Source organism: Enterococcus sp. DIV0574, assembly GCF_051711125.1.
Lineage (GTDB): Bacteria > Bacillota > Bacilli > Lactobacillales > Enterococcaceae > Enterococcus_D > Enterococcus_D gallinarum.
The window spans coordinates 1,549,486-1,570,956 of sequence record NZ_JBIOMA010000001.1 but is presented as its reverse complement, the minus strand read 5'-3'; the positions used below and the strand labels follow the sequence as shown (position 1 = coordinate 1,570,956).

The following is a 21,471-nucleotide window of genomic DNA, read 5'->3' as shown; positions in this document are numbered from 1 at the left end:
CGCTTTCTTTTCCATCCTATCATCATTCTAATCGATAGTCTAGCCATGTTTCTAGCTGTTGGACACGATGCCAATTTGACCAGCTGAAGCGGATCATCCCCTGCTGATCTGTTCTCAAGATGCTTCTTCCTTCCATCACTTCCAAAACTTCAGAATGTGGATGTCCATAGCGATTGTCTTTGCCACAAGAGATGATGCCGATTTTGGGTGAAAGGCTCTCGATAAAACGAGCAGAAGTGGAGGTACGACTGCCATGATGCCCTAGCTTTACCACTTCTGCCTGGAGATGAGGGTACAGTTGAATCAACTTTTCTTCCCCTTTTTGATCTAAATCACCGGTAAATAAAAAGCGCCATTTCTCAATTTCAGCCTTCAAAACTAAAGAATCTTCATTTTCACCTTGCCCAGACTCAGGAGCTAAAACAGTGATAGCAAGGTCGCGACCAATGGTTTCACCCACATTTGTCCAGTGAACAGTTCCTTGCGGAAGCTGCTTGATTAACGCGGCAATCTGAGGATGGTGTTCACTTCCAGGAACTAGGTATATTTTTTTGACAGGGATTGCTGTCATTAATGCCAGTGCATCACCTAGATGGTCCGTGTCTCCATGAGTCAAAAAAAGCCCATCGATTTGCCTGACTCCCTCGCCTTTTAAAAATGGAATCAATGAGGCGTGTGCATTTTCTTGATACGCGCGTTGCTGCCACGCCTCTTTAGGAAAAGATAAACTGCCGCCGGTATCAATCACATACACTTCCCGGTTAAAGGCTGTTTGTAAGACAATACTATCACCTTGCCCAACATCGACAAATGTAACGGCAGCAGGAACAAAAAGACGCTGTAAAAGTAGCGGTAAAAACAAACTGACTAAGAAACAAAAAAAGAACTGATGTCGCTGATACAAAAATAAACCAAGAAGACTACAGAAAATAGCAAGTTCTATGGGAATCCTTCCAGTCGTGAGGGCAAATCTTCCAAGAAAAAAGACGATTTCCTCTATTCCATGCAAAAGTGTTTCACTCCAACTATCCAGATAGGGTATTTTTGGTATCAAAAGACTTACGGCAAAAAGAGCAAAACAGCTAGGTAAGATAAAACGTTGAAACAACGGAAGCAAAAGAAGAGTAAAAATCCCACCCAACAAAGGAAATTCATAGAATAAGTGCATCAGCAGCGACGCTGCCAATAACGGCAAAAACTGAGAACGGATCACTGAGGAAACCTGTACGTTTCTTTGCATGAGCAATAAAAAAGTCATCAAAAAACATAGCTGCCCGGACGTTTGCAGAAAAACTTTTGGGTCGATCATAAGTGTTAGAAAAAGCACGATACCGTAACGATCACAGGCTGAAAGGTGACAGGAAAACAGTCGCAAAAGAACGGTCATCCCATAAGCGAGAACAGCTCGAATCACGCTGATAGAACCACCAAATAAAATGGCGGCTATCAGGATAATTGGCAAAAGAGGAAGCAGCATCTCCTCTCTGGTGAGCTTTCCTCGTCTCAGACCTCGTTCTAACCAGTAGAAAAAGAAAGACACATGCAGTCCGGACACAGTAAAAAAGTGCAGCAAGCCACTGCTACTGAATAATTGACGGATCTCTTGAAACTCATGATCTTTATATCCAAATAACAATGCGTTTATATAAGATGCCAGTTTCTCAGGGAAAAACTGCTTCACGTGAGTCACTGCTGCTGCTCGCCACCTGTGGATCGAAGAAATCCCGGCAGTTTGTTTGCTTGCGAGAATCTCAGTAATCGTCAATGTGCCTAAGAAGTTCCTGCTAGCCAAATAAAATGAGTAATCAAAGGCATGTTTGTTTCGGATTGGCTCTGCTATCTTGAAATTTCCATGTACTCTTAGTGATTTCTGCCAATTTTGTCGGCTGAGCCATTGGTCTTTTTCGGAAAGAGAAGAAACTTGATAACGCCCCATCACTTTACCTTCAGGCAGTTTCCCTTCAAATGTCACTAAATCACCATTGACTTTGATCGTATCAGAATAGATAAGAACCTCAGCAGTTAGCGATCCTTCTTCCAACTGAGGATTTTGAAAACTGACCATACGTCCCCCTATCAATACACTGCCAAGACAACAAAGTGCCAATAAAGCAACTTGTTTTTTTATCAGTAGTCCCAGAAGAAGATAACTTGCGATAATAAATAAAAGAACAGATTTCAAATAGAAACCTGTTACCCAGCAACCAATGATCACTCCAACAAAAAGGAAATGGTCACGGCATGTTTGTATGTGTAGCCCCATTCAAGGCACCAAAAGATAATTTTTCAAAATATGCTGGATCAAGTTCAACTTGGTGGACGGTAGCACCAACTTGTTGAATCAAATCTAGAGCATATTGATTATTGCGGTAGTCATTCAGATAATGAATTTTCTTGACGCCTGCCTGCAAAATCGCCTTCGTACAAGGCAAACATGGAAAGTGTGTCACATAAATCTCGGCATTGTCGGTTGAAACACCTAGCTTGGCGCATTGCAGTAATGCGTTCATTTCTGCATGGATCGTGCGGATACAATGTCCGTCAACCACATAGCAGCCTTCATCAATACAATGAACGTCTCCACTAACTGAGCCATTGTAGCCGCCGGCAATAATCCGTCGGTCCTTGACTAGTGTCGCCCCCACCTCTAACCGAGAGCATGTACTTCTAAGAGAAAGTAAAACAGCTTGAGCCATAAAATACTGGTCCCAAGGGATTCGTTTATTTCCTTCTATCGATCGGTTTTGAGAATTAACCCATTGATTCTTTTTATTCAGATCGCTTGTCATCTGCGTACCTCCTTTTTCTATTTTTCCGATTGCGAAATAATAGTACACAATTTTTATAATATACTATACCCCCACTGATTAATCTAGGGACTAATGAATTTTAGTGTCTTTTTCTCCATTCACTTCTGCTTGTTTTTCCTACTGCTACCGTCAGTCAAACAGTTCTCAAAATGACTCCACTACCTGCTGGGTATTGTTGTTGATTAAGGGACTGGGAATAAAACTGCTTGTTATTTTCTTTGATGCTACTAATATTTGATGCTACTAACGAATGGAACGAAAGATCCTCACTTTACTCTTCCCAGGTATAATAGTTTTTTCGCCTTTTCTCTCTTTCTTCTTCCGATTCCTCCCATTCATTGAAACACTTGCCTAACGCAAATTTTTCATAAAACCTTTGTAGCAACACCATCTGTCTATTTCTAGTTTTTCAGGGGTACATAAAATAATACGCCTTTCGAGTGCTCTTGCTTTTTTTTAACAGCAAAATACACGCTTCTTTTTTATTTCCAGCTTTTTTTCTTTTTCACTTTTGTTTTCAGAAAAAACTTGGAAATTTTCTCACCCAAAAAGTTTTATACTTCGTTTTGTAAGAAAAGAGGTGGACACACAATGAACAGAAGCATACATCAGCTTTCTCCTCCGAGATAACAGCGCCAAAATGATATTAGACTTAGAAAGAAGCGATTTGATGAACGAGAAAAAATTATCTTTATTTGGTTTTTTCGCACTAACAGCCTCGATGGTCCTGACTGTGTACGAGTACCCAACTTTTGCCACGTCACAACTTCATTTGGTTTTCTTCTTATTATTAGGAGGTATCCTCTGGTTTTTGCCTGTTGCACTCTGCGCGGCAGAAATGTCGACGGTAAAAGGCTGGCAGAACGGTGGGATATTTAGTTGGGTCAGTGAAACATTAGGCGAACGGTTTGGCTTTGCAGCGATCTTCTTTCAGTGGTTTCAGATTACTGTCGGGTTTGTTACGATGATTTACTTCATCTTAGGGGCACTTTCTTATGTGTTGAATTTTCCCGCCCTCAACAATGATCCATTGATGAAGTACATCGGTTTGCTGATTATTTTTTGGCTCTTAACGTTTTCTCAGTTAGGTGGAACCAAAAGAACAGCAAAAATTGCAAAAGCAGGATTTGTTATCGGGATCGTCATTCCCTCTATCCTCTTATTTGTGCTAGCAGCAGCTTATTTCATCGGTGGAAATCCTATTCAAATACCCCTGAGTGAAAAAGCATTTATCCCTGACTTTTCAAAAGTTTCTACTCTCGTGGTTTTTGTTTCTTTTATTTTGGCTTATATGGGTGTGGAGGCCTCTGCTTCCCACATTAATGAACTAAAAAATCCGCAAAAAAATTATCCACTAGCAATGATTTTGCTAGTCATTCTTGCCATTGCATTAGACGCTATTGGCGGCTTCTCTGTTGCTGCGGTCATTCCGCAAAAAGAATTATCTCTCAGTGCCGGAGTGATTCAAACCTTTGAATCGTTGTTGCTTCACTTCAATCCGCATCTTGGTTGGCTAGTGAAGTTAATCGCACTAATGATTGCCTTTGGTGTCATGGGTGAGGTCAGCTCATGGGTCGTTGGCCCATCAAGAGGTATGTTTGCAGCGGCACAACGAGGATTACTGCCGACTTTTTTGCGAAAGCACAATAAACATGGCGTCCCTGTTCCGCTAATCATGATTCAAGGAATCATCGTTTCAATATGGGGTGCTGTTCTAACGTTTGGCGGCGGTGGAAACAACTTATCTTTCTTGGTAGCTATTTCGCTGACAGTAGTGATTTATTTGATTGGTTATTTGCTGTTTTTCTTGGGCTATTTTGTTCTGCTTTTTAAGAAAAAAGATCTTCCTCGTACCTATAATGTTCCAGGAAAAACAATCGGAAAAACAATAATCGCAGGATTAGGGCTCATCATGTCGCTGCTCGCATTATTCGTTTCGTTCTTCCCACCTTCTTCGATTCCTGCCAGTGAAGACAGAACTTACCAAGTCATCTTGTTGATTAGTTTCATCGTTACTTTATTGTTACCATTCATTCTCTATGAACTTCATGACAAACGTGGCAAAGAAGCTCAAATCGACGAACCGGTTCATATGAAAACAGGAGATGTGAACCCTGCCACTTATCCAAGCGCTCGAGGAGAACACCACATCGTTCAAAACGAGAAGTATACAATCAAACATTAACCGTATTTTTTATCTATTAGGAGGAATTATCATGTTATATGGAAAAGAAAACCGCGAAGAAGCAGACTATTTGGAACCAATTTTTGGAGCTGTTTGTGAAGGAGAAGATTTACCGAAATACAAACTAAATCCGCAATCTGTTGAACCTAGAATGGCCTATCAGCTCGTACAAGATCAGCTACTTGATGAAGGAAATGCCCGTTTGAATTTAGCTACATTCTGTCAAACCTATATGGAACCGGAAGCAGTTAAGCTGATGACACAAACTCTAGAAAAAAATGCCATCGACAAATCCGAGTATCCACGAACAGCAGAAATTGAAAATCGCTGTGTGAATATCATTGCAGATTTGTGGCATGCAAGCAAAGAAGAAAAATTCATGGGCACTTCTACCATTGGTTCTTCAGAAGCCTGTATGTTAGGTGGGATGGCAATGAAATTTGCTTGGCGTAATCGGGCGGAAAAACTCGGTCTCGATCTAAATGCTCATAAACCTAATTTAGTGATTTCAAGCGGTTATCAAGTTTGTTGGGAAAAATTCTGTGTCTACTGGGATATCGAAATGAGAGAAGTCCCTATGGATGAAAACCATTTGTCGATCAATCTTGATAAAGTGATGGACTATGTTGATGAATATACGATCGGCATCGTTGGCATTCTAGGAATCACCTATACAGGACGCTATGACGACATTAAAGGATTGAATGAACTTGTTGAACAATACAACCAAACAACGGACTATAAAGTCTACATTCATGTGGATGCTGCTTCTGGTGGTCTCTATACCCCTTTTACTGAACCGGATCTCGTCTGGGACTTTCAATTACCAAATGTCATATCAATCAACACATCCGGTCATAAATACGGTCTCGTTTATCCGGGTGTGGGCTGGGTACTTTGGCGCGATCAATCTTACTTGCCTCAAGAACTTGTATTTAAAGTCAGCTATTTAGGCGGTGAGTTACCAACCATGGCCATCAACTTCTCCCATAGTGCTGCTCAGTTGATCGGACAATACTATAATTTTGTGCGTTATGGTTTTGATGGTTACAAAGCGATTCATGACAAGACCCATAAAGTTGCTCTTTATTTGGCAAAAGAAATCGAAAAAACCGGTCTATTCGAAATGATCAATGATGGCGCTCAACTTCCGATCGTCTGCTACAAGTTGAAAGACGATCCAAAACGGGAATGGACGTTGTATGACTTAGCAGACCGTTTACTCATGAAAGGTTGGCAAGTTCCAGCTTATCCATTACCAGCCAATTTAGACGACCAAATCATCCAACGATTGGTCATTCGTGCAGACTTTGGTATGAATATGGCTCACGATTATATTCAAGACATGAAAGAAGCTCTGCTGGCACTTGATCAGGCTCATCTGGTTTATCATAAAAAACAAGAAATCAAAACCTACGGCTTTACTCATTAAAAAGGCCAACACGTTCTAGCAAGAAACTTCCCCAAAATCATTAGAACTCTCAACGTTACTTCTATTGCGGAACTGTCCCAAGTAGTGCCATTCGCTTGCACTACTTTAGTTCAAAGAGAGGGATTGCGCACGGCTGTGCGCAATCCCTCTCTTTGTATCAATAATTATCTTTTTCAGTCTTTTCAATTACTCTTTGTTGCAAAGATTTCCTCGACTCGTTGATATAGTGTCTGATTGATAGCTAAGATAACAGAGGAAACAGTGCTGAAAGTCACCGGATAAATTTTAGTATTTTTCGTTTGAAGTGTTTCTTGGTAAAGAGAAGCATCACACAAAATCATTCGTTTGGTACAAAAAAAGACATCATCCACCACATCAGTTAATTGGTGATAGATCATATTGCTTATGGTAAAATGCTCATCTAACATTTCTTCTAACTGTTGGCGATAATACAAGTATTTAAAATCAGAAGGTGCAACAATATACACTTCCAAATGTTCAGTTTTTTCAGCATCAGGAAGCAAACTTAGTAAAATCGTCAATTTACGAACCAGATTGTCATTCCATCGAATCATCTGCTGGTTTTGGTTTGCCCATAACCCAAGGCTCTCCATTATTTGATCAAACATTTCCCTCTCACTTGGATAGAGAAAGAATAGACGATCCGTTTGAAAGATCTGCATGTCCCCCCAAGCGGAACGAAGAAACGGTAGTAACGTTTTTTCGAACAACAAATGATTTTTCTCGGAGATTCCTAGTCGGTTTTGTAATAAATGCGTGAGTTCCAACATCTCCGGACAGCGATGAATGTGATTACGATAAACGACTTCAAAATCTCTTTGCAACAGCTCCAGATTATTGCACTGATACTTGCGTGAATTAAAAAGTGAATAGATATAAAATTCTTCGTCCTCATTGCTACACAAAGAAACTACAAGTTCTTTAAGACCTTGCTGTAATAATTGAAATAGCGGTGTCTGTCGTGCCATCTCCTTGTCCCTTGATGCAAAACAAATAGGAGCTCTTCGGCTTCTTGCTAATCCGATGCGGATCCCTAAATGAATGATTTGACGTTCGTCTTCAGGATAAGAACGCAGAAAAAAACGTTGTTCCACGAATTGGATCAGTTCTTCACAAGCCTGCTCGATAAAAGACTGATTTTTTTCAGGTCGTTTTCCTAAATAGTTCATTACAGCCAATAGAAGATAGCGGAAGTCTTTCTCAGGGATCTCGACCTCCTCTTGCTCTTCATTTAAATAGCCCATTTCCTCAAAAAATCTCCATAAGTCTGTCCGAATGGTATAAACCTTGCTTAATGAAATAAACACCTCTTCCGATATTTTTTGCCAACTTCTCTCTCCAATCAAAAATTGATAGAGAACTTGTAAAAAATAGGATCCTTGATAAATGGTTTGAGTAAGCTCTGATAAGGAAGATCCGGCAGTAAAAACCACTTGATATGTATGCTTCTCGTGAGTGGCGGTAGCAATGCGTTCTTTCAGTAAAAGCAGAATTTTATCAATGTCATTGATAATGGTCGCAGGACAGACATCCAGCTGTTCGGCTAAACGGTCAATAAGCATGCTTTCCTTCTCATACAACTGCTCGCAAAGATAGACTTGACGAATCACACATTTTTCTATATACCTTTCCAGCATAGGCTCGCTCCTTTCCCGAATTTATTACGTCCGTTATTATAAACTATCAGGAAATAGGAAGAAATGAAATTGATAGCATTCTGAGGAAAAGTTTAGGTAAAAAAATTGTTTTCAAAATTATTTTTAATTTTCTCTTGGGAAAAATGAAGAATTTTTCATGTAATCGGTATAGCTTACCTTTAGCAAATCTTTTCCTGCTGAAATAAACAAATGGATTACACAGTGAGAAAAGGTCTACTTTGTATTCACACGATAAATTCCTTAGATCCCCTAGCATTCGATACAACATATAGTTGTATCGATTGACTCTTTTTGAGCAAAAGATTAATTTTTACAACCACCGGCCGCCTGCGACAGAGTGTGTTTTTGTTAGCATAATACGTCGCGATACTGACTTGTTTCACCCGATCGCTCTACTAAATAAAAACGACTTCTCAACTTACCTTATACCCCTTATACCCCTTATACCTTATACCCCCTGTACTCCCTATACCCCCTACAACGAAACAGAAAAGCCACTGAATCGCGAGCTTATTCTCTTATTCTTTCTCTTATTTTTCATCGCACCTTGATCAACCCTTCCAAAGCCTCATAAGTTTTAGTGCCAATACCAGAAACTTCTTTCACTTCTTCCACGGTTTTAAAAAAACCCTTTTCTTCACGGTAAGCGATGATTGCCTCTGCCTTTTTCGCGCCAATGCCTGGAAGCTCTTGTAACTGGCTGCTATCTGCTGTATTTAAATCGATCTGGTTCTGAGCAAGTGTTTCTTCTGTTCTATTGTCAGCGTAATCTACCGGATCATCTAAATGAGGAACGATTACTAATTGTTGATCTGACAATTCTTGGGCAAAATTCATGACTTCTTCATTTCCTTCATCAGTGACCCCGCCCGCTAATTGGATCAGCTCATACAGTCGAGCTCCACTAGGTAAGGTGTAAATACCCGGATTTCGGATTTCTCCTTTGATATCTACAACGATCTGATCCAATGACTCTTTCCTACTCTCTGATTCGAAAATTGGTGAAGACTCTTCTGCTTCGGGCCATTCTGGCTCATTCGGGGTAAAAAACAAACCAAATAGAAAAAGAATGACCAACAGCGCGCTCAAGGATAAATGCCAATATTTTTTCCCAAAATCCAACCACTTGTCCATAATGAATCACCTCAAAAAGAAGTACGCAAAAAAAGTCTTGATTGCTCAAGACTTGATAATTTCTTCGATTTCTTTCATGGAATGAACGACATGGTCTGCATCCAAATCAGTTAGCAATCCTTCAATATCATAGAACATCGTTTGCACCCCTGCCCCTCGTCCAGCCAGCACATCCATCGCACGATCACCGATCATTACAGTCGTTGTTTTGTCCAATTGATATTTTTCCACTAAATAATTCAAAGACGTTGGGTCCGGCTTGCGGGGAAAATTATTCTCCGGTCCCACGATCTCTACGATCAAATGGTCAAGATTTTCTTTCATTAAAAGTTCTTTCGTTGAAACAACGTCACGATGGGTCAAAATATAATTCTTGCCGCCATGGTCTACTACTGCTTGTAAAGCTTCTTTCGTTCCCGGAAATGAAACGGGTAGCCGCTCGTCTAGTGCTTCATATGCTTTAAAACGAGCGCTAAAATCAATGAAATCCAATTGATATTTCTCAGCTACTTGTTTTGATGACGAAGCTTTCAAGATGCGATAAATTTCTCTCGGATCGGGATCAAATCCAGCGTCTTTCAATGTTTTAAGAAACGCCTCTAACATGATTGGGTAACTGTCAAACAATGTGCCGTCAAAGTCCCAAATATACGAATGATACATGTACAACCCTCATTTTCTAAAAATAAGCTGAAATGTTTCCGTGAAAAGAATTTTTTTTCAGCAACTTTACAAAGTTTATCACAAAAGTCCGCCTTTGTCTTTAGATCAAAAGGCAAAGTGGTTGAGACAGAAGTGATTAGTTGCAAGAAATTACGGCTTATTACTGCAAAAGCGACCGCTTACCGTGCGTTCGAAAAAAGAGCTATGACAACCTTTTGTCACAGCCCTTAAAAATTACCAGCTTCCGGAAATTCCGCCCCCACTACTGGACCCACCGCCAAAGCCACCGAAATCACTATCCGAGCTTTTACTCTCTGCGATGACCTGTTCTTGTCGCGTGACATGATTGATGAGTAACAAATAAACCAAAGATTGATCCATAGTGGTTGGATTGTATTCACGACGAGCATTATTCAATAGTTCTGAACGATCTTCCCCCGAAAAATCACCTACTTGTTTTTGTAGATCTGGATGATTTTTATATACTTCATGGAGATCGATAGTAAACAAAGCATCCGTTTTAACAGAATCAATCAAGCTAGCTATTTCCTGAGAACTCGTCTGCACCATTTCAGGATACGTCTTTTCCTTCGTAAGCAGCATAGCCAAATAATCGTTGTTGCGACTACGCCGCTGAATTTCTTCTTCCGCCAACTGCTGAATCTCTTTTTTATACTGTGGAATCAAATAAGCATTTTCTGCAAGAATATCTCCAGTTAAATCATAATCTCGTAATTGTTCCTTGAGTTGCCGCTGCAATTGTGTTTCATAGGTTCGCAATGTGTCATGGCCTTGGGCTAACTCTTGCCCAAAGATCTTCAAATTTTTATGATCTTTCATATATTCTTGCACGAATTGATCGGCCAACTGCGGATTTTTCAATGCTTGTTGAATCATTTGGTTTCTAGCTGGTTGCGGACTGATTCTTTCAAACTCAGCTAATTGCCTCGGAATAACTTCACTAAGCAGGTACATTTTTAACGCCTTCAAACACTCTCCAGCAACAATATAGTGATTGAAGGTCTGATAATTCCTTCTTTTACTTGCCCATCTGTAAAAAGCCTTTTCATCAAACGCTGGATCCGAATGAATATGAGGAGGAATCACATTGGCTGCTTGAAAGCTTTTCTTCGTTTGGCGCTTGCGCCAGCCTATCACTCCGCTAATAGCTGCAATAACCAATGCACTAACTGAACTAATAAGTTGCCAAAACAGCAACCAGAATTTCTTTGACTCTGCGGCTTCTCGGGCCTTTTTTTCTGCCAGTAGCTGTTGCCCATCCGCATAAATTTTGTTCAGACCAACCGTTTCGTCCGCTGTTTTCATTTCCTCATAGACGCGATCAGAAGCATTTAAAACAGCTTGATCATAGTCTTCATCACGCAAAAGATCTTTTGTATCTTCATCGATCAGGTCATCATCTGACAAATCAGAAAAAATATACGTTAAGCCATCCCCATAGCCTAAACGAAATTCCCGGTCCTCGATGGCAAACACGAAGACTAAGCCATTGTTATACGCGGATTGACCAAAACTGTATTCATCAAATAACTGATTGGTTACTGTCTCAATCGATTGGCCGTCTAAGTTTTTAAGCGTGACAACAGCGTATTCTGGACTTCCTGGCAACGTTTGGAACCTCTCTTGGTTTAATTGATTGATTTTTGCGATTGTCTCTGCTGAGAGGACCCCTGCATTATCCTTCACAAAACTTTGACCAAATACTTTTTGGGGAACAAGTAGCACGAACATGACGATCACTACCAGTATGGAGCTGCCCACTACCCTCTTTTTCATTCTTGACACCCCTATCTGTATAAAATTACGTTAATTGTATATTATTTCCAGATGATCAGCATAGGGCTAAAGCCTTAGATCACAAAGAAGAAACTGCGAACTAAGTGCTACACTAAACAAAATGTCCGATTTTTTTACTAGCATCCCCTCCAAAATACCATTAGGTCTTTATGAGCGAATGTTCGAAAAGTAATCACCTTTTCGTCCAATCGAGAGCATTTGATTTGTGTGTTCCTTATATCGCAGTTTCAGAAGATGATCAGTTTTTGAAAGAATGAATCGGCGCAGGAATTCGGCCGCCTCGCTGAATAAAGTCAGCAGATTTAGCTGGATTAACTTTCATAACAGGTGCTGTGCCTAGTAAACCACCAAATTCGATGCGGTCTCCTACTTGTTTTTCTTTAGCCGGAATGATACGTACCGCCGTTGTTTTATGGTTGATGACGCCGATTGCTGCTTCATCAGCAATCATCGCAGCAATCGTTTCTGCAGTAGTATCTCCAGGAATTGCGATCATGTCTAAGCCCACCGAGCAAATTGCTGTCATCGCTTCTAACTTTTCTAGATTCAACAAACCACTTTCAACTGCTTTGATCATGCCTGCATCTTCTGAAACCGGGATGAAAGCACCCGATAAACCACCAACATGATTGCAGGCCATGACGCCGCCTTTTTTGACGGCGTCGTTCAACAACGCCAATGCAGCCGTCGTCCCGTGAGTTCCAACGGATTCCAGACCCATTTCCTCCAAGATGAGCGCCACACTATCCCCTACAGCCGGAGTAGGTGCTAAAGAAAGATCGACGATCCCAAAAGGAACCCCTAAACGCTCGGAAGCTACCCGTCCGACGAGTTGCCCCATACGGGTTATTTTGAAAGCCGTTTTTTTGACTGTTTCTGCAACGACGTCAAAAGATTCTCCTTTGACTTTCTCAAGCGCACGCTTGACCACTCCAGGACCGCTGACGCCTACATTAATCTCGACATCTGCTTCTCCGACACCGTGAAAAGCACCGGCCATAAACGGGTTGTCTTCCACTGCGTTAGCAAAAACAACTAATTTTGCACACCCCATGTCTGAGGCTTCAGCCGTTTGTTTGACTGTTTCCCCCATTAACCGAACAGCATCCATATTGATTCCAGCTTTGGTTGATCCAATATTGACCGAAGAACAGACAAAGTTCGTTGCTGCCAGCGCTTCTGGAATCGATTGGATTAATGCTAAATCACCGCCTTGATACCCTTTTTCAACCAGAGCACTGTAGCCACCGATGAAATTGACCCCTACTGTCTCAGCTGCCCGATCCAATGTTTTAGCTACCTTCACACAGTCTTGTGGCGTCGGTTGACTGGCTGCCACAACAATGGCAATCGGGGTAACAGAGATTCGCTTGTTGATGATTGGAATACCATATTCTGTTTCGATTTGTTCGCCAACTCGCACCAAGTTCTTGGCTTTTGTCGTAATTTTTTGATAGATTTTTTCGCACATCTGATCGATATCGGCATCGATACAGTCTAAAAGAGAGATTCCCATTGTAATGGTACGAATATCAAGATTTTCTTCTTCAACCATGCGAATGGTTTCTAGTATTTGATTGATTTCCATAGAAGCCCTCCTATAATTTATGCATGGTATCAAAAATTTCTTGGTTTTGAATACTGATTTTAACACCTAGTGTTTCGCCTTTGGTATGCAATTGCTCACGAATCGTTTCAAAATCTGCATTTGCCTCCATCGATAATAACATCATCATAGTAAAGTATTCTTCCATGATGGTTTGTGAAACATCGAGGATATTGATGTCTAATTCTGCCAATAGTTGGCTGACACCTGCGATGATCCCTACCTTGTCTTTTCCAATAACGGTCAATACTGCTTTCATAAGAGCCCGCCTTTCATAAAATTTTTCTTATTATAGCATAAGAAAACCGCACTTTCGATGAAACTTCATACGAAAGCGCGGTTTTTAGCAATAATGTTCGTCTTTATCCCAGCCGTTCTTGTAAAACAGCTTGTGAATCAAAGGTATAAATGATTGGCTCTGCATTGGGGACATCGATTTTGTCGACTTCTTCTTCAGGTACATTCTCCAAATACTTCACTAAAGCCCGCAAACTATTGCCATGGCCTGTGATCAAGACATTTTTTCCTGATCGAATGAAGGGAACAACATCATCCGACCAAAAAGGGGTGATCCTTTCAACGACCATTCCTAGGTTTTCTCCTTTAGGAATCAAGCGTGGATCTAAGTCGTCATAACGACGATCAAAATGATTTTCTGAAACATACAGCGGCGGTTCATTATACCCTCGTCGCCACTTTTGGACTTGACCTTTTCCATAACGAGCAACCATTTCATCTTTATTGACACCGACTAACTGTCCGTAGTGTCGTTCATTCAACCGCCATGTCTTATAGGTAGGTACCCACAATTGAGCGCTTGCTTCCAAAACAGTGTTGCAGGTGATGATGGTTCGCTGAAGATAAGAAGTAAATGCTACATCAAAAGAAATACCCAATTCTTTGATTTTTTCTCCCGCTTGCCAAGCTTGTTCCCGACCCTTTGCTGTCAAGGCCACATCCAGCCAGCCCGTCCAATAGTTTTCAAAATTTGCTTCGCTTTCGCCATGCCGTATCAATACTACCTTCACTTGAACGCCTCCTCTTTGATTCATTATCTCAAGAAAAAAGCAAAATGTCTTGGGCAAAGTTCACAGAGGTATCCTTTTTTTATCTGAGTATACAAAAAGTCTAGGCATAAGTTGAGCCAGACCCGATCTTTAAGGAACAACTGTCCTCTCGAGAATCTTTCTGACTGTTTTTACTTATGTCCTAGCCTCATACGTGCATGGGTCTGTTCTTAAAATTTGGAGAAATTAATCAAGAATCGTTACTTGAACGGTCCGACGGCCCCATTGTTCGCATTGTGCATTTGTTGGGAAATGCACGTCGATGATATTTCCCTTGATCGCACCACCGGTATCGCTGGCGATGGCTTCTCCATAACCTTCAACATAAAGTCTTGTGCCTAGAGGGATCACAGATGGGTCCACCGCAACTGCCATCGGATTTTCCAACAAGTTTTGGCCGGTAGCTGTCACAGTTCCGCCGCCTAAAACATCTGCTGGATCAGAACTATATGCTGTTGCTTCCATCGTCATCGTTGTTCCAGAATAGCTGCTTGCTGCAGATTCAGATTGGTTTTCGTTGGCAGATTGGTCTTCTGCTTGTGTGGTTTCTTTTGCAGGTTGTTCACTTGCTTGGTTATCTGATGATACTTTTTTGTCGGTGTCAATAATCAGAGTTGTACCATCGTAGATGATGTTAGGATCTTTCAGTTTGTTGTCTTTTGCAATTTGATCAATATGATCTAAATTACCAAAGTATTTTAAAGAAAGACCAGATAATGTGTCATCAGATTTCACCACGTGTTTGATTTCGTCTGCGTTAGCAGTTGTACTTAATGCAGCAAAACCAGCAATTGTGGCTGTAGTTAATACGAATGTTTTAATTGATTTCATAAATTTTATTTCCCTCGCTCTATGTAAGTTTTCGTCGTAACGACTTGATAAATAATAGCAAGATACGTTAAGTCCTTGGTAACAGTTCGATGACGAAATATTTCACTTTGATAAAAGAAATTAAATAACGTACCAAATAAAAAATAGAAATACTTAAAACCTTGCTAAATAAGGCTTTAATAGTAAACAGAAGATCGATTAACTGTTACAAGTTCCTTTTAAGCTAATCAAAAAAGCCGAATGAATCTTAAATATTTTCATAATTTCCGGAAATTTTCTGAAACAAATTTTCTTATATTACAAATTTGTAAAAAACAATTCAACCTGTAAACTTATAGAAAACACTGTTTTTTCTGAAAACTCAAATATATTTCGTGATTTTTCCAAGAAAGGGATTGACTTCCCACAAAGGTATGATACGATATTTCTAACGTTTGTTGTATTTTTATACATATTTCAAGCTATTATTGTATTTTAAAACAAAAAAGGAGTAATTGAATGAAAAAGATGTGTAAATGGTTCGCTTCAACAATGATACTGATCGTCCTGTTCTTTTGTGTTACCACAAAACTGGTACACGCTGAAACAACAGATCCCGTCTATGAAAAAATAAAACAAAATGGCGCATTGATCGTTGGCTTATCTGCGGACTATGCCCCCTATGAATTTCATACCACGATTGATGGCAAAGACGAAATTGTCGGCTTTGATCTATCAATTGCCAAAAAAATCGCTGATGATCTAGGTGTCGATCTTAAAATTGAAGAATTAGGTTTCGATGCGCTGTTAGGAGCATTAAAAACTGGAAAAATCGATCTTGTCATTTCGGGGATGGCTGCTACCGATGAACGTAAAAAGGAAGTCAACTTTTCTGACACTTATATGGAAGTCCAACAAAAAGTGATTGTTCGAAAAGAAGATCAGAACCGGTTTCAATCAACAGCAAATTTCAACGGTGTAGCTGTCGGTGCTCAAAAACAAACCACACAAGAAGAATTAGCTAAAAATGAGTTGTCCGGCTCACTTGTAACCTCTTTGCAAAAAGTTCCGGATCTGATCACAAATTTAAACTCAAAAAAAGTGGATGCTGTTGTGATGGAAGGTCCTGTGGCGGAAGCCTATGTTCAATCAAATGATAACTTAGCAATTGCCGACGATGTGGTCTTTGAGAAAGGTACGAAAGAAACAGCAATTGCTATTTCAAAAGAGGCGCCGCTGCTCCTGGAAAAAATCAATGCTTCCATCAAGACGATTGTCGATAACGATCTATTGAGTCAATATCAAGATGAAGCCTATGCTCTAATGTTCAATGAAGAAACAGGAGCACCTGAAGAAGGCTTCTTTAGCAAATATCTGCCCTTTTATCTCTCAGGAGCCGGTTATACTATTTTTTTAGCCTTTGTCGGTGTACTCTTTGGCTCGATTGCTGGTAGTCTACTGGCATTTATGAAACTTTCTACGTCAAAAATTTTGCGTTGGATTGCGATTGTTTATATTGAATACGTGAGAGGTACCCCGCTCTTAGTACAGATCTTTATCGTTTATTTTGGGACTGGCGTACTAGGTCTGGATTTATCCAAATTAACGGCAGGTTGTATCGCTCTTGCACTTAATAGTGCCGCCTATGTGGCTGAAATCATTCGTGCGGGGATCAATGCGGTCAACAAAGGTCAGTTGGAGGCAGCCCGTTCATTAGGAATGAATCAAGTTCAAGCGATGCGCTTCATTATTTTTCCGCAAGCCATCAAGAACATTTTACCTGCTCTCGGCAATGAATTTGTGACAGTCATCAAAGAGTCTTCTGTTGTCTCTGTCATTGGTGTCTCCGAATTGATCTTCCAAACAGGGGTCGTCCAAGGTGCCAGTTTCAAACCTTTCCTACCATACGTGATTGTTTCCTTGATTTATTTTGTCTTGACTTTTGCTCTTTCACGATTACTAGGAGTTGCAGAAAGGAGAATGAAAACAAGTGATTAGCGTAAAAAAACTTTTAAAAAATTTTGGTGCGACAGAAGTTCTGAAAGAGATCGATCTTGAAATCTCCACGGGTGAAGTCGTTGTGATCATTGGACCTTCTGGAAGCGGCAAAAGTACTTTTCTGCGTTGTTTGAATCTTTTAGAACAACCTACCAGTGGTCAAATCGAATTTGAAGGAAACGATCTTTTGGCTAAAGAGATTGTGATCGATCAAATTCGTCAAAAAATGGGTATGGTATTCCAAAACTTTAATCTGTTTCCTCATAAAACAGTTTTGGAGAACATCACCATCAGCCCCATAAAAGTAAAAAAACAAGATCAAGAGACCGCTGAGAAAAAAGCCTACGCACTTTTGGAACAAGTTGGATTAGCAGACAAAGCGACTAGCTATCCTGCAAGTTTATCTGGTGGGCAACAACAGCGAGTAGCTATTGCTCGTGCGTTGGCTATGGATCCAGATGTGATGCTTTTTGATGAACCGACTTCTGCACTTGATCCGGAGATGGTTGGTGAAGTATTAGCGGTGATGCAGGCACTTGCCGAGAAAGGCATGACGATGGTCGTTGTGACTCATGAGATGGGCTTTGCCAAGCAAGTAGCGGATCGCGTGATCTTTATGGCTGACGGTGTCATTCAAGAACAAGGAACACCTGAAGCGATCTTTGACCATCCGCAAAATAGCCGCACACAAGATTTTTTAAGAAAAGTACTATAAAAAATGGAGATGAACCTATGAAACAGTCGATGATTGCACAACGATTTCAAACACCCGAAGAAAATCTACTAATGGACATTGCAACGATTGCCAAGAAAACACCAAATTTGATAGATCTGTCCATCGGCGATCCTGATTTGATTACTGATCAGTCGATCATTGCTGCCGCTTTTACGGACGTCAAAAATGGACATACAAAATACACGGCTTCTGATGGCAGTGCCGATTTTATTCAAGCTGTTGTCGATTTTTATCAGAACCATTATGGATTGACTTTCTCCAACGATCAAGTACGGGCCTCAGTTGGTGCGTTACATGGCATGTATCTTGCTTTGTGCGCGATCTTGGATCCTGGAGATGAAGTAATTATCCATGAGCCTTACTTTTCTCCTTATAAGCAGCAAGTTGAAATGGCTGGCGGAAGCCCAGTTTTCATCCCTACCTTTGAAAAAGATGGTTTTCAGATCGCTATTGATGTATTAAAAGCAGCGATTACCGACAAAACAAAAGCCATTATCATTAATTCTCCCAACAATCCCACTGGTGCTGTCTTTTCGCCGACAACTTTTAAAGCAATTGCTGAAGTTGCCGAAGAAAATGATTTGTTGATCTTGTCAGATGAAGTGTACGAAGCCTTTTGTTTTATGGAAGAGTTTGTTCCTATGGCCACTTTTGCGCCTGAACGGACGATTACTTTTAGCAGTTTTTCAAAAGCTTTTGCTATGACTGGCTGGCGGATTGGTTACATGATCGCTCCTTTATCCATCAATCAGACAGCCAAGTTGATTAATGAAAGTATTGCTTATTCTGCTCCTACCCCCTCACAACGAGCGGGAATCTATGCGTTGAATCACTACGACGAACTTGTTCCAGCAGTCGTGGAAACCTTCAAAAAACGGCTAAGTTACATTCAGCAACGAGTCGCTACTATTCCTTTTCTTTCTTTGTCTCCTGTCAAAGGAAGTATGTATGCCTTCATCAACATAGAAAAAACTGGCTTGGATTCTGTTACTTTCGTTGAAAAACTTTTAAAAGATACCAGCGTGCTAATGATTCCCGGTAAAGCTTTTGGTGAGACGACTGGTGATCATTATGTCCGTTTAGCTGCTACGCAATCAATGCCAATGCTAAGAGAAGCCTTTGATCGCATTGAGCAGTTCACTTTTTAATCAACAAAAAATCCCTCTGCAACTAGAGTGATTGAACCATTCGCCAATAGCCATAAAAGCTAACTTTTGGGAGTGATTCACTCTCTTGGAGCAGAGGGATTTTTTTATTCTTTTTTCGCTTCTTGAATCAGTTTTGCTATTGCTTCTTTTTGATATTCTGCAGTGAATTGACTGATTTTTGCTTTTTGTTCCGCCGCATCCATTGTTGGGTCAGCCATCAAAGCGGCTTGCATCTTCTCTTGAACAAAAGTTTGTGCTTCTGTTTTCATCGCTTCTTGTTGGTTTTCAACAAGACTGGCTAGTTTTTTCGCTTGATCAACAGTTAAGAGAGTCCAAGAATCTGGAAGAGAGAACGTATTCTTTTCACGAATAAACTCTTCATCATTCCCAGCTATTCCAAACAAGAAACGATAAAAATCATTTTTATACGTCCAACGGGTCGTTTTCGTTTCTTTTTGTGCCGATTTGGCATCTTCGACGACATGATTCGTCACATGGTCCATTCTTGTTTGTTTTGGTTTCTTTTGCGACTCATCTGTGCGGTACAAATAGATTTTCTCAGTTCCATCACCCAAAGGTTGATACAACAGCATTGGCAACTGATCATTGTCACTGCTTGAAACTAACGGCTGTGTAGTCGTTGTGGTGGTTTTTTCCATCCCAAAATGTGCGGATAGATTGGCCATCATTGCTGTTAAACTTAAGACAAAAACCAAACCAAAGAGAAGTGAAATAACAGTTTGGTCCTTATTTTTGGCAAAAACATTTAATAACGCAAAGGCAATTACACTGATGACGACAATCACTAACATCATTTGCCGTCACCTCCTTTAAGAACAGTCAACTGAGGCTCTTTTTTCTTCAATGCAAAGGCAATCAAAAAGCCTAAAAAGCCAAAAACAACAGCGACATAAAAAGCAGCATGATAACCAGAAAGCGTTGCTTCGATCGCTTTTTCTTTGTAAGCAAGCGGTGTTGCCTTCAACAAGCCATCACTTGGAAGATTTCCTTTGGTTACATTTGATAAGACACTGATCAAAATCGCCGTTCCAATTGAGCTGGCAACTTGACGGAAAGTATTATTAACTGCTGTACCATGACTGATCAAGTTTCCTGGCAAAGCATTCATACCAGAAGTAGTAACTGGCATCATAACCATGGAAATCCCAAACATACGAATCGCATAAAGAATGACGATATGCAAGATCGGTGTGTCTTTTGTTAAAAAGGCAAAAGGCAATGTTGCAGCAGTCAAAATGAACATACCGGTAATAGCTAAACGCTTTGCCCCATACTTATCAAAAATTGCCCCAGTGATCGGCATCATCGCCCCCATTACCAATGCCCCAGGTAAAAGCATCAAACCAGAATGAAAGGCAGATTCTCCCCGAATATTTTGGATATATAAAGGCAAGACCATTTCTGCGCCCACCATGGCCATATTGGTCACACCTGAAAGAATGGCCGCTAATGTGAATGTTTTCGATGAAAAGACGCGTAATTCCAAAAATGGATGCTCGATGTGCAATTGTCGCCAAGCAAAAAAGGCGATAAACAAGACCCCAACTACTAAGAAACTAATGACCTCCACGCTTCCCCAGCCCTTGTCTCCGACACTGGAAAAACCATACAACAATGTTCCGAAACCGATGGTTGAAAGAATGGCAGAAAAAATATCAATTTTCGGATGAGACAGCTCGATAACACTCTTCATCAAGAAGACAGCTAAGATCAATACTAAAATAACGATTGGAATGACCATTCCAAACAAATAGCGCCAAGTATAGTGGTCAATGATCCAGCCGGATAGTGTTGGGCCTAAAGCTGGTGCCAACCCAATAACGATCCCCGACATTCCCATTGCAGAACCGCGTTTTTCTGGCGGAAAGATCGATAACATGATATTTTGCAACAACGGCATGGAGATACCAACACCGGCAGCTTGAATCAAACGACCTAATAGTAAGATCGAAAAATTAGGTGCTGCAAAACAAGCAATTGTACCAATCAAGAAAATCGTCATGGCAGTTAAATACAAATTTTTCGAATTGAATTTATTAATCAGCCAAGCGGTAATTGGAATCATGATCCCATTAACAAGCAAGAATCCGGTCGTCAACCATTGAACATCAGAAGCCGTAATATCGAAGGCATTCATCAAGGTTGGAAAGGCAGTCGTCAGTAATGTTTGATTCAATACTGTACAAAACGTACCGATCAGCAAAACGACAACCAATAAAGAACGATTGTACGGTTTACCGTATATATCTAAAGGACGATTATTTGTCATATTTCACACTCTTTTCACAAAATTTTTCAACAGCACTATACACTTTAAAACTTTCTCACTTATTTGTCAACCTACTTGACACAAAAGTAAAACAA

General features: G+C 40.5%; 17 protein-coding genes. 5 read left to right on the top strand and 12 right to left on the bottom strand.

Translation table 11 applies throughout. The features are described 5' to 3' along the window. Nucleotides 1–22: 22 nt before the first annotated feature. Complete coding sequence (locus IGJ45_RS07650) at nt 23–2,263, bottom strand: DNA internalization-related competence protein ComEC/Rec2 (RefSeq protein WP_409531997.1); 2,241 nt, start codon at nt 2,261–2,263, stop codon at nt 23–25. After that, complete coding sequence (locus IGJ45_RS07645; RefSeq protein WP_005472581.1) at nt 2,235–2,789, bottom strand: ComE operon protein 2; 555 nt, start codon at nt 2,787–2,789, stop codon at nt 2,235–2,237. The genes IGJ45_RS07650 and IGJ45_RS07645 overlap by 29 nt, the downstream gene beginning before the upstream one ends. A gap of 691 nt (nt 2,790–3,480) precedes the next feature. On the opposite strand from IGJ45_RS07645, the gene gadC reads away from it, so the two are divergent. Beyond that, nucleotides 3,481–4,995, top strand: coding sequence for a glutamate:gamma-aminobutyrate antiporter (gene gadC / locus IGJ45_RS07640; RefSeq protein ID WP_005472579.1), 1,515 nt, complete (start codon nt 3,481–3,483; stop codon nt 4,993–4,995). Nucleotides 4,996–5,026: 31 nt separating this feature from the next. Beyond that, complete coding sequence (locus tag IGJ45_RS07635) at nt 5,027–6,427, top strand: glutamate decarboxylase (RefSeq protein ID WP_081132155.1); 1,401 nt, start codon at nt 5,027–5,029, stop codon at nt 6,425–6,427. A 182-nt stretch (nt 6,428–6,609) separates the two neighbouring features. On the opposite strand, the gene IGJ45_RS07630 is transcribed toward IGJ45_RS07635, so the two are convergent. The 8 genes from IGJ45_RS07630 to IGJ45_RS07595 all read right to left on the bottom strand — a co-directional run bounded on the left by IGJ45_RS07630 (nt 6,610) and on the right by IGJ45_RS07595 (nt 15,225). Further along, the gene (locus IGJ45_RS07630) at nt 6,610–8,085 is read right to left on the bottom strand and encodes a DNA-binding protein (RefSeq protein ID WP_438768665.1); all 1,476 of its coding nucleotides are present in this window, start codon (nt 8,083–8,085) and stop codon (nt 6,610–6,612) included. Between the two features lie 558 nt (nt 8,086–8,643). After that, nucleotides 8,644–9,240, bottom strand: a complete 597-nt coding sequence (locus IGJ45_RS07625) for a helix-hairpin-helix domain-containing protein (protein WP_409531303.1) — start codon at nt 9,238–9,240, stop codon at nt 8,644–8,646. 45 nt (nt 9,241–9,285) lie between these two features. Continuing rightward, nucleotides 9,286–9,903 carry an HAD-IA family hydrolase gene (locus IGJ45_RS07620; RefSeq protein WP_409531302.1) on the bottom strand — a complete coding sequence of 206 codons (618 nt, stop codon included), beginning with the start codon at nt 9,901–9,903 and terminating at the stop codon, nt 9,286–9,288. A 234-nt stretch (nt 9,904–10,137) separates the two neighbouring features. After that, nucleotides 10,138–11,700, bottom strand: a complete 1,563-nt coding sequence (locus IGJ45_RS07615; protein WP_409531300.1) for a TPM domain-containing protein — start codon at nt 11,698–11,700, stop codon at nt 10,138–10,140. A gap of 259 nt (nt 11,701–11,959) precedes the next feature. After that, the gene (locus IGJ45_RS07610) at nt 11,960–13,309 is read right to left on the bottom strand and encodes a PFL family protein (protein WP_003127270.1); all 1,350 of its coding nucleotides are present in this window, start codon (nt 13,307–13,309) and stop codon (nt 11,960–11,962) included. Between the two features lie 10 nt (nt 13,310–13,319). Next, nucleotides 13,320–13,586 carry an ACT domain-containing protein gene (locus IGJ45_RS07605; RefSeq protein ID WP_003127269.1) on the bottom strand — a complete coding sequence of 89 codons (267 nt, stop codon included), beginning with the start codon at nt 13,584–13,586 and terminating at the stop codon, nt 13,320–13,322. Between the two features lie 103 nt (nt 13,587–13,689). Beyond that, the gene (locus IGJ45_RS07600; RefSeq protein ID WP_409531999.1) at nt 13,690–14,355 is read right to left on the bottom strand and encodes a 2,3-bisphosphoglycerate-dependent phosphoglycerate mutase; all 666 of its coding nucleotides are present in this window, start codon (nt 14,353–14,355) and stop codon (nt 13,690–13,692) included. A gap of 225 nt (nt 14,356–14,580) precedes the next feature. After that, nucleotides 14,581–15,225 (bottom strand): 3D domain-containing protein, encoded by a 645-nt coding sequence (locus tag IGJ45_RS07595; protein WP_021150913.1) that lies wholly within the window; start codon nt 15,223–15,225, stop codon nt 14,581–14,583. 498 nt (nt 15,226–15,723) lie between these two features. Here IGJ45_RS07595 and IGJ45_RS07590 point away from each other — a divergent pair, with 498 nt between their 5' ends. From IGJ45_RS07590 to IGJ45_RS07580, 3 genes are read left to right on the top strand one after another with little or no spacing between them, the layout of a single operon-like run. Beyond that, nucleotides 15,724–17,202: an ABC transporter substrate-binding protein/permease gene (locus tag IGJ45_RS07590; protein ID WP_409532000.1), complete on the top strand. Its 1,479-nt coding sequence runs from the start codon at nt 15,724–15,726 to the stop codon at nt 17,200–17,202. Then, nucleotides 17,195–17,917 (top strand): amino acid ABC transporter ATP-binding protein, encoded by a 723-nt coding sequence (locus IGJ45_RS07585; protein WP_060815125.1) that lies wholly within the window; start codon nt 17,195–17,197, stop codon nt 17,915–17,917. Before IGJ45_RS07590 ends, IGJ45_RS07585 begins: the two co-directional genes overlap by 8 nt. 17 nt (nt 17,918–17,934) lie before the next feature. Then, nucleotides 17,935–19,086 carry a pyridoxal phosphate-dependent aminotransferase gene (locus tag IGJ45_RS07580; protein WP_409531298.1) on the top strand — a complete coding sequence of 384 codons (1,152 nt, stop codon included), beginning with the start codon at nt 17,935–17,937 and terminating at the stop codon, nt 19,084–19,086. Between the two features lie 104 nt (nt 19,087–19,190). Here IGJ45_RS07580 and IGJ45_RS07575 read toward each other — a convergent pair whose 3' ends face one another. Both IGJ45_RS07575 and IGJ45_RS07570 read right to left on the bottom strand, forming a co-directional pair. Next, complete coding sequence (locus IGJ45_RS07575; protein WP_409531297.1) at nt 19,191–19,901, bottom strand: DUF4811 domain-containing protein; 711 nt, start codon at nt 19,899–19,901, stop codon at nt 19,191–19,193. Beyond that, complete coding sequence (locus tag IGJ45_RS07570; RefSeq protein WP_060815128.1) at nt 19,898–21,376, bottom strand: MDR family MFS transporter; 1,479 nt, start codon at nt 21,374–21,376, stop codon at nt 19,898–19,900. The genes IGJ45_RS07575 and IGJ45_RS07570 overlap by 4 nt, the downstream gene beginning before the upstream one ends. Nucleotides 21,377–21,471 lie beyond the last annotated feature (95 nt).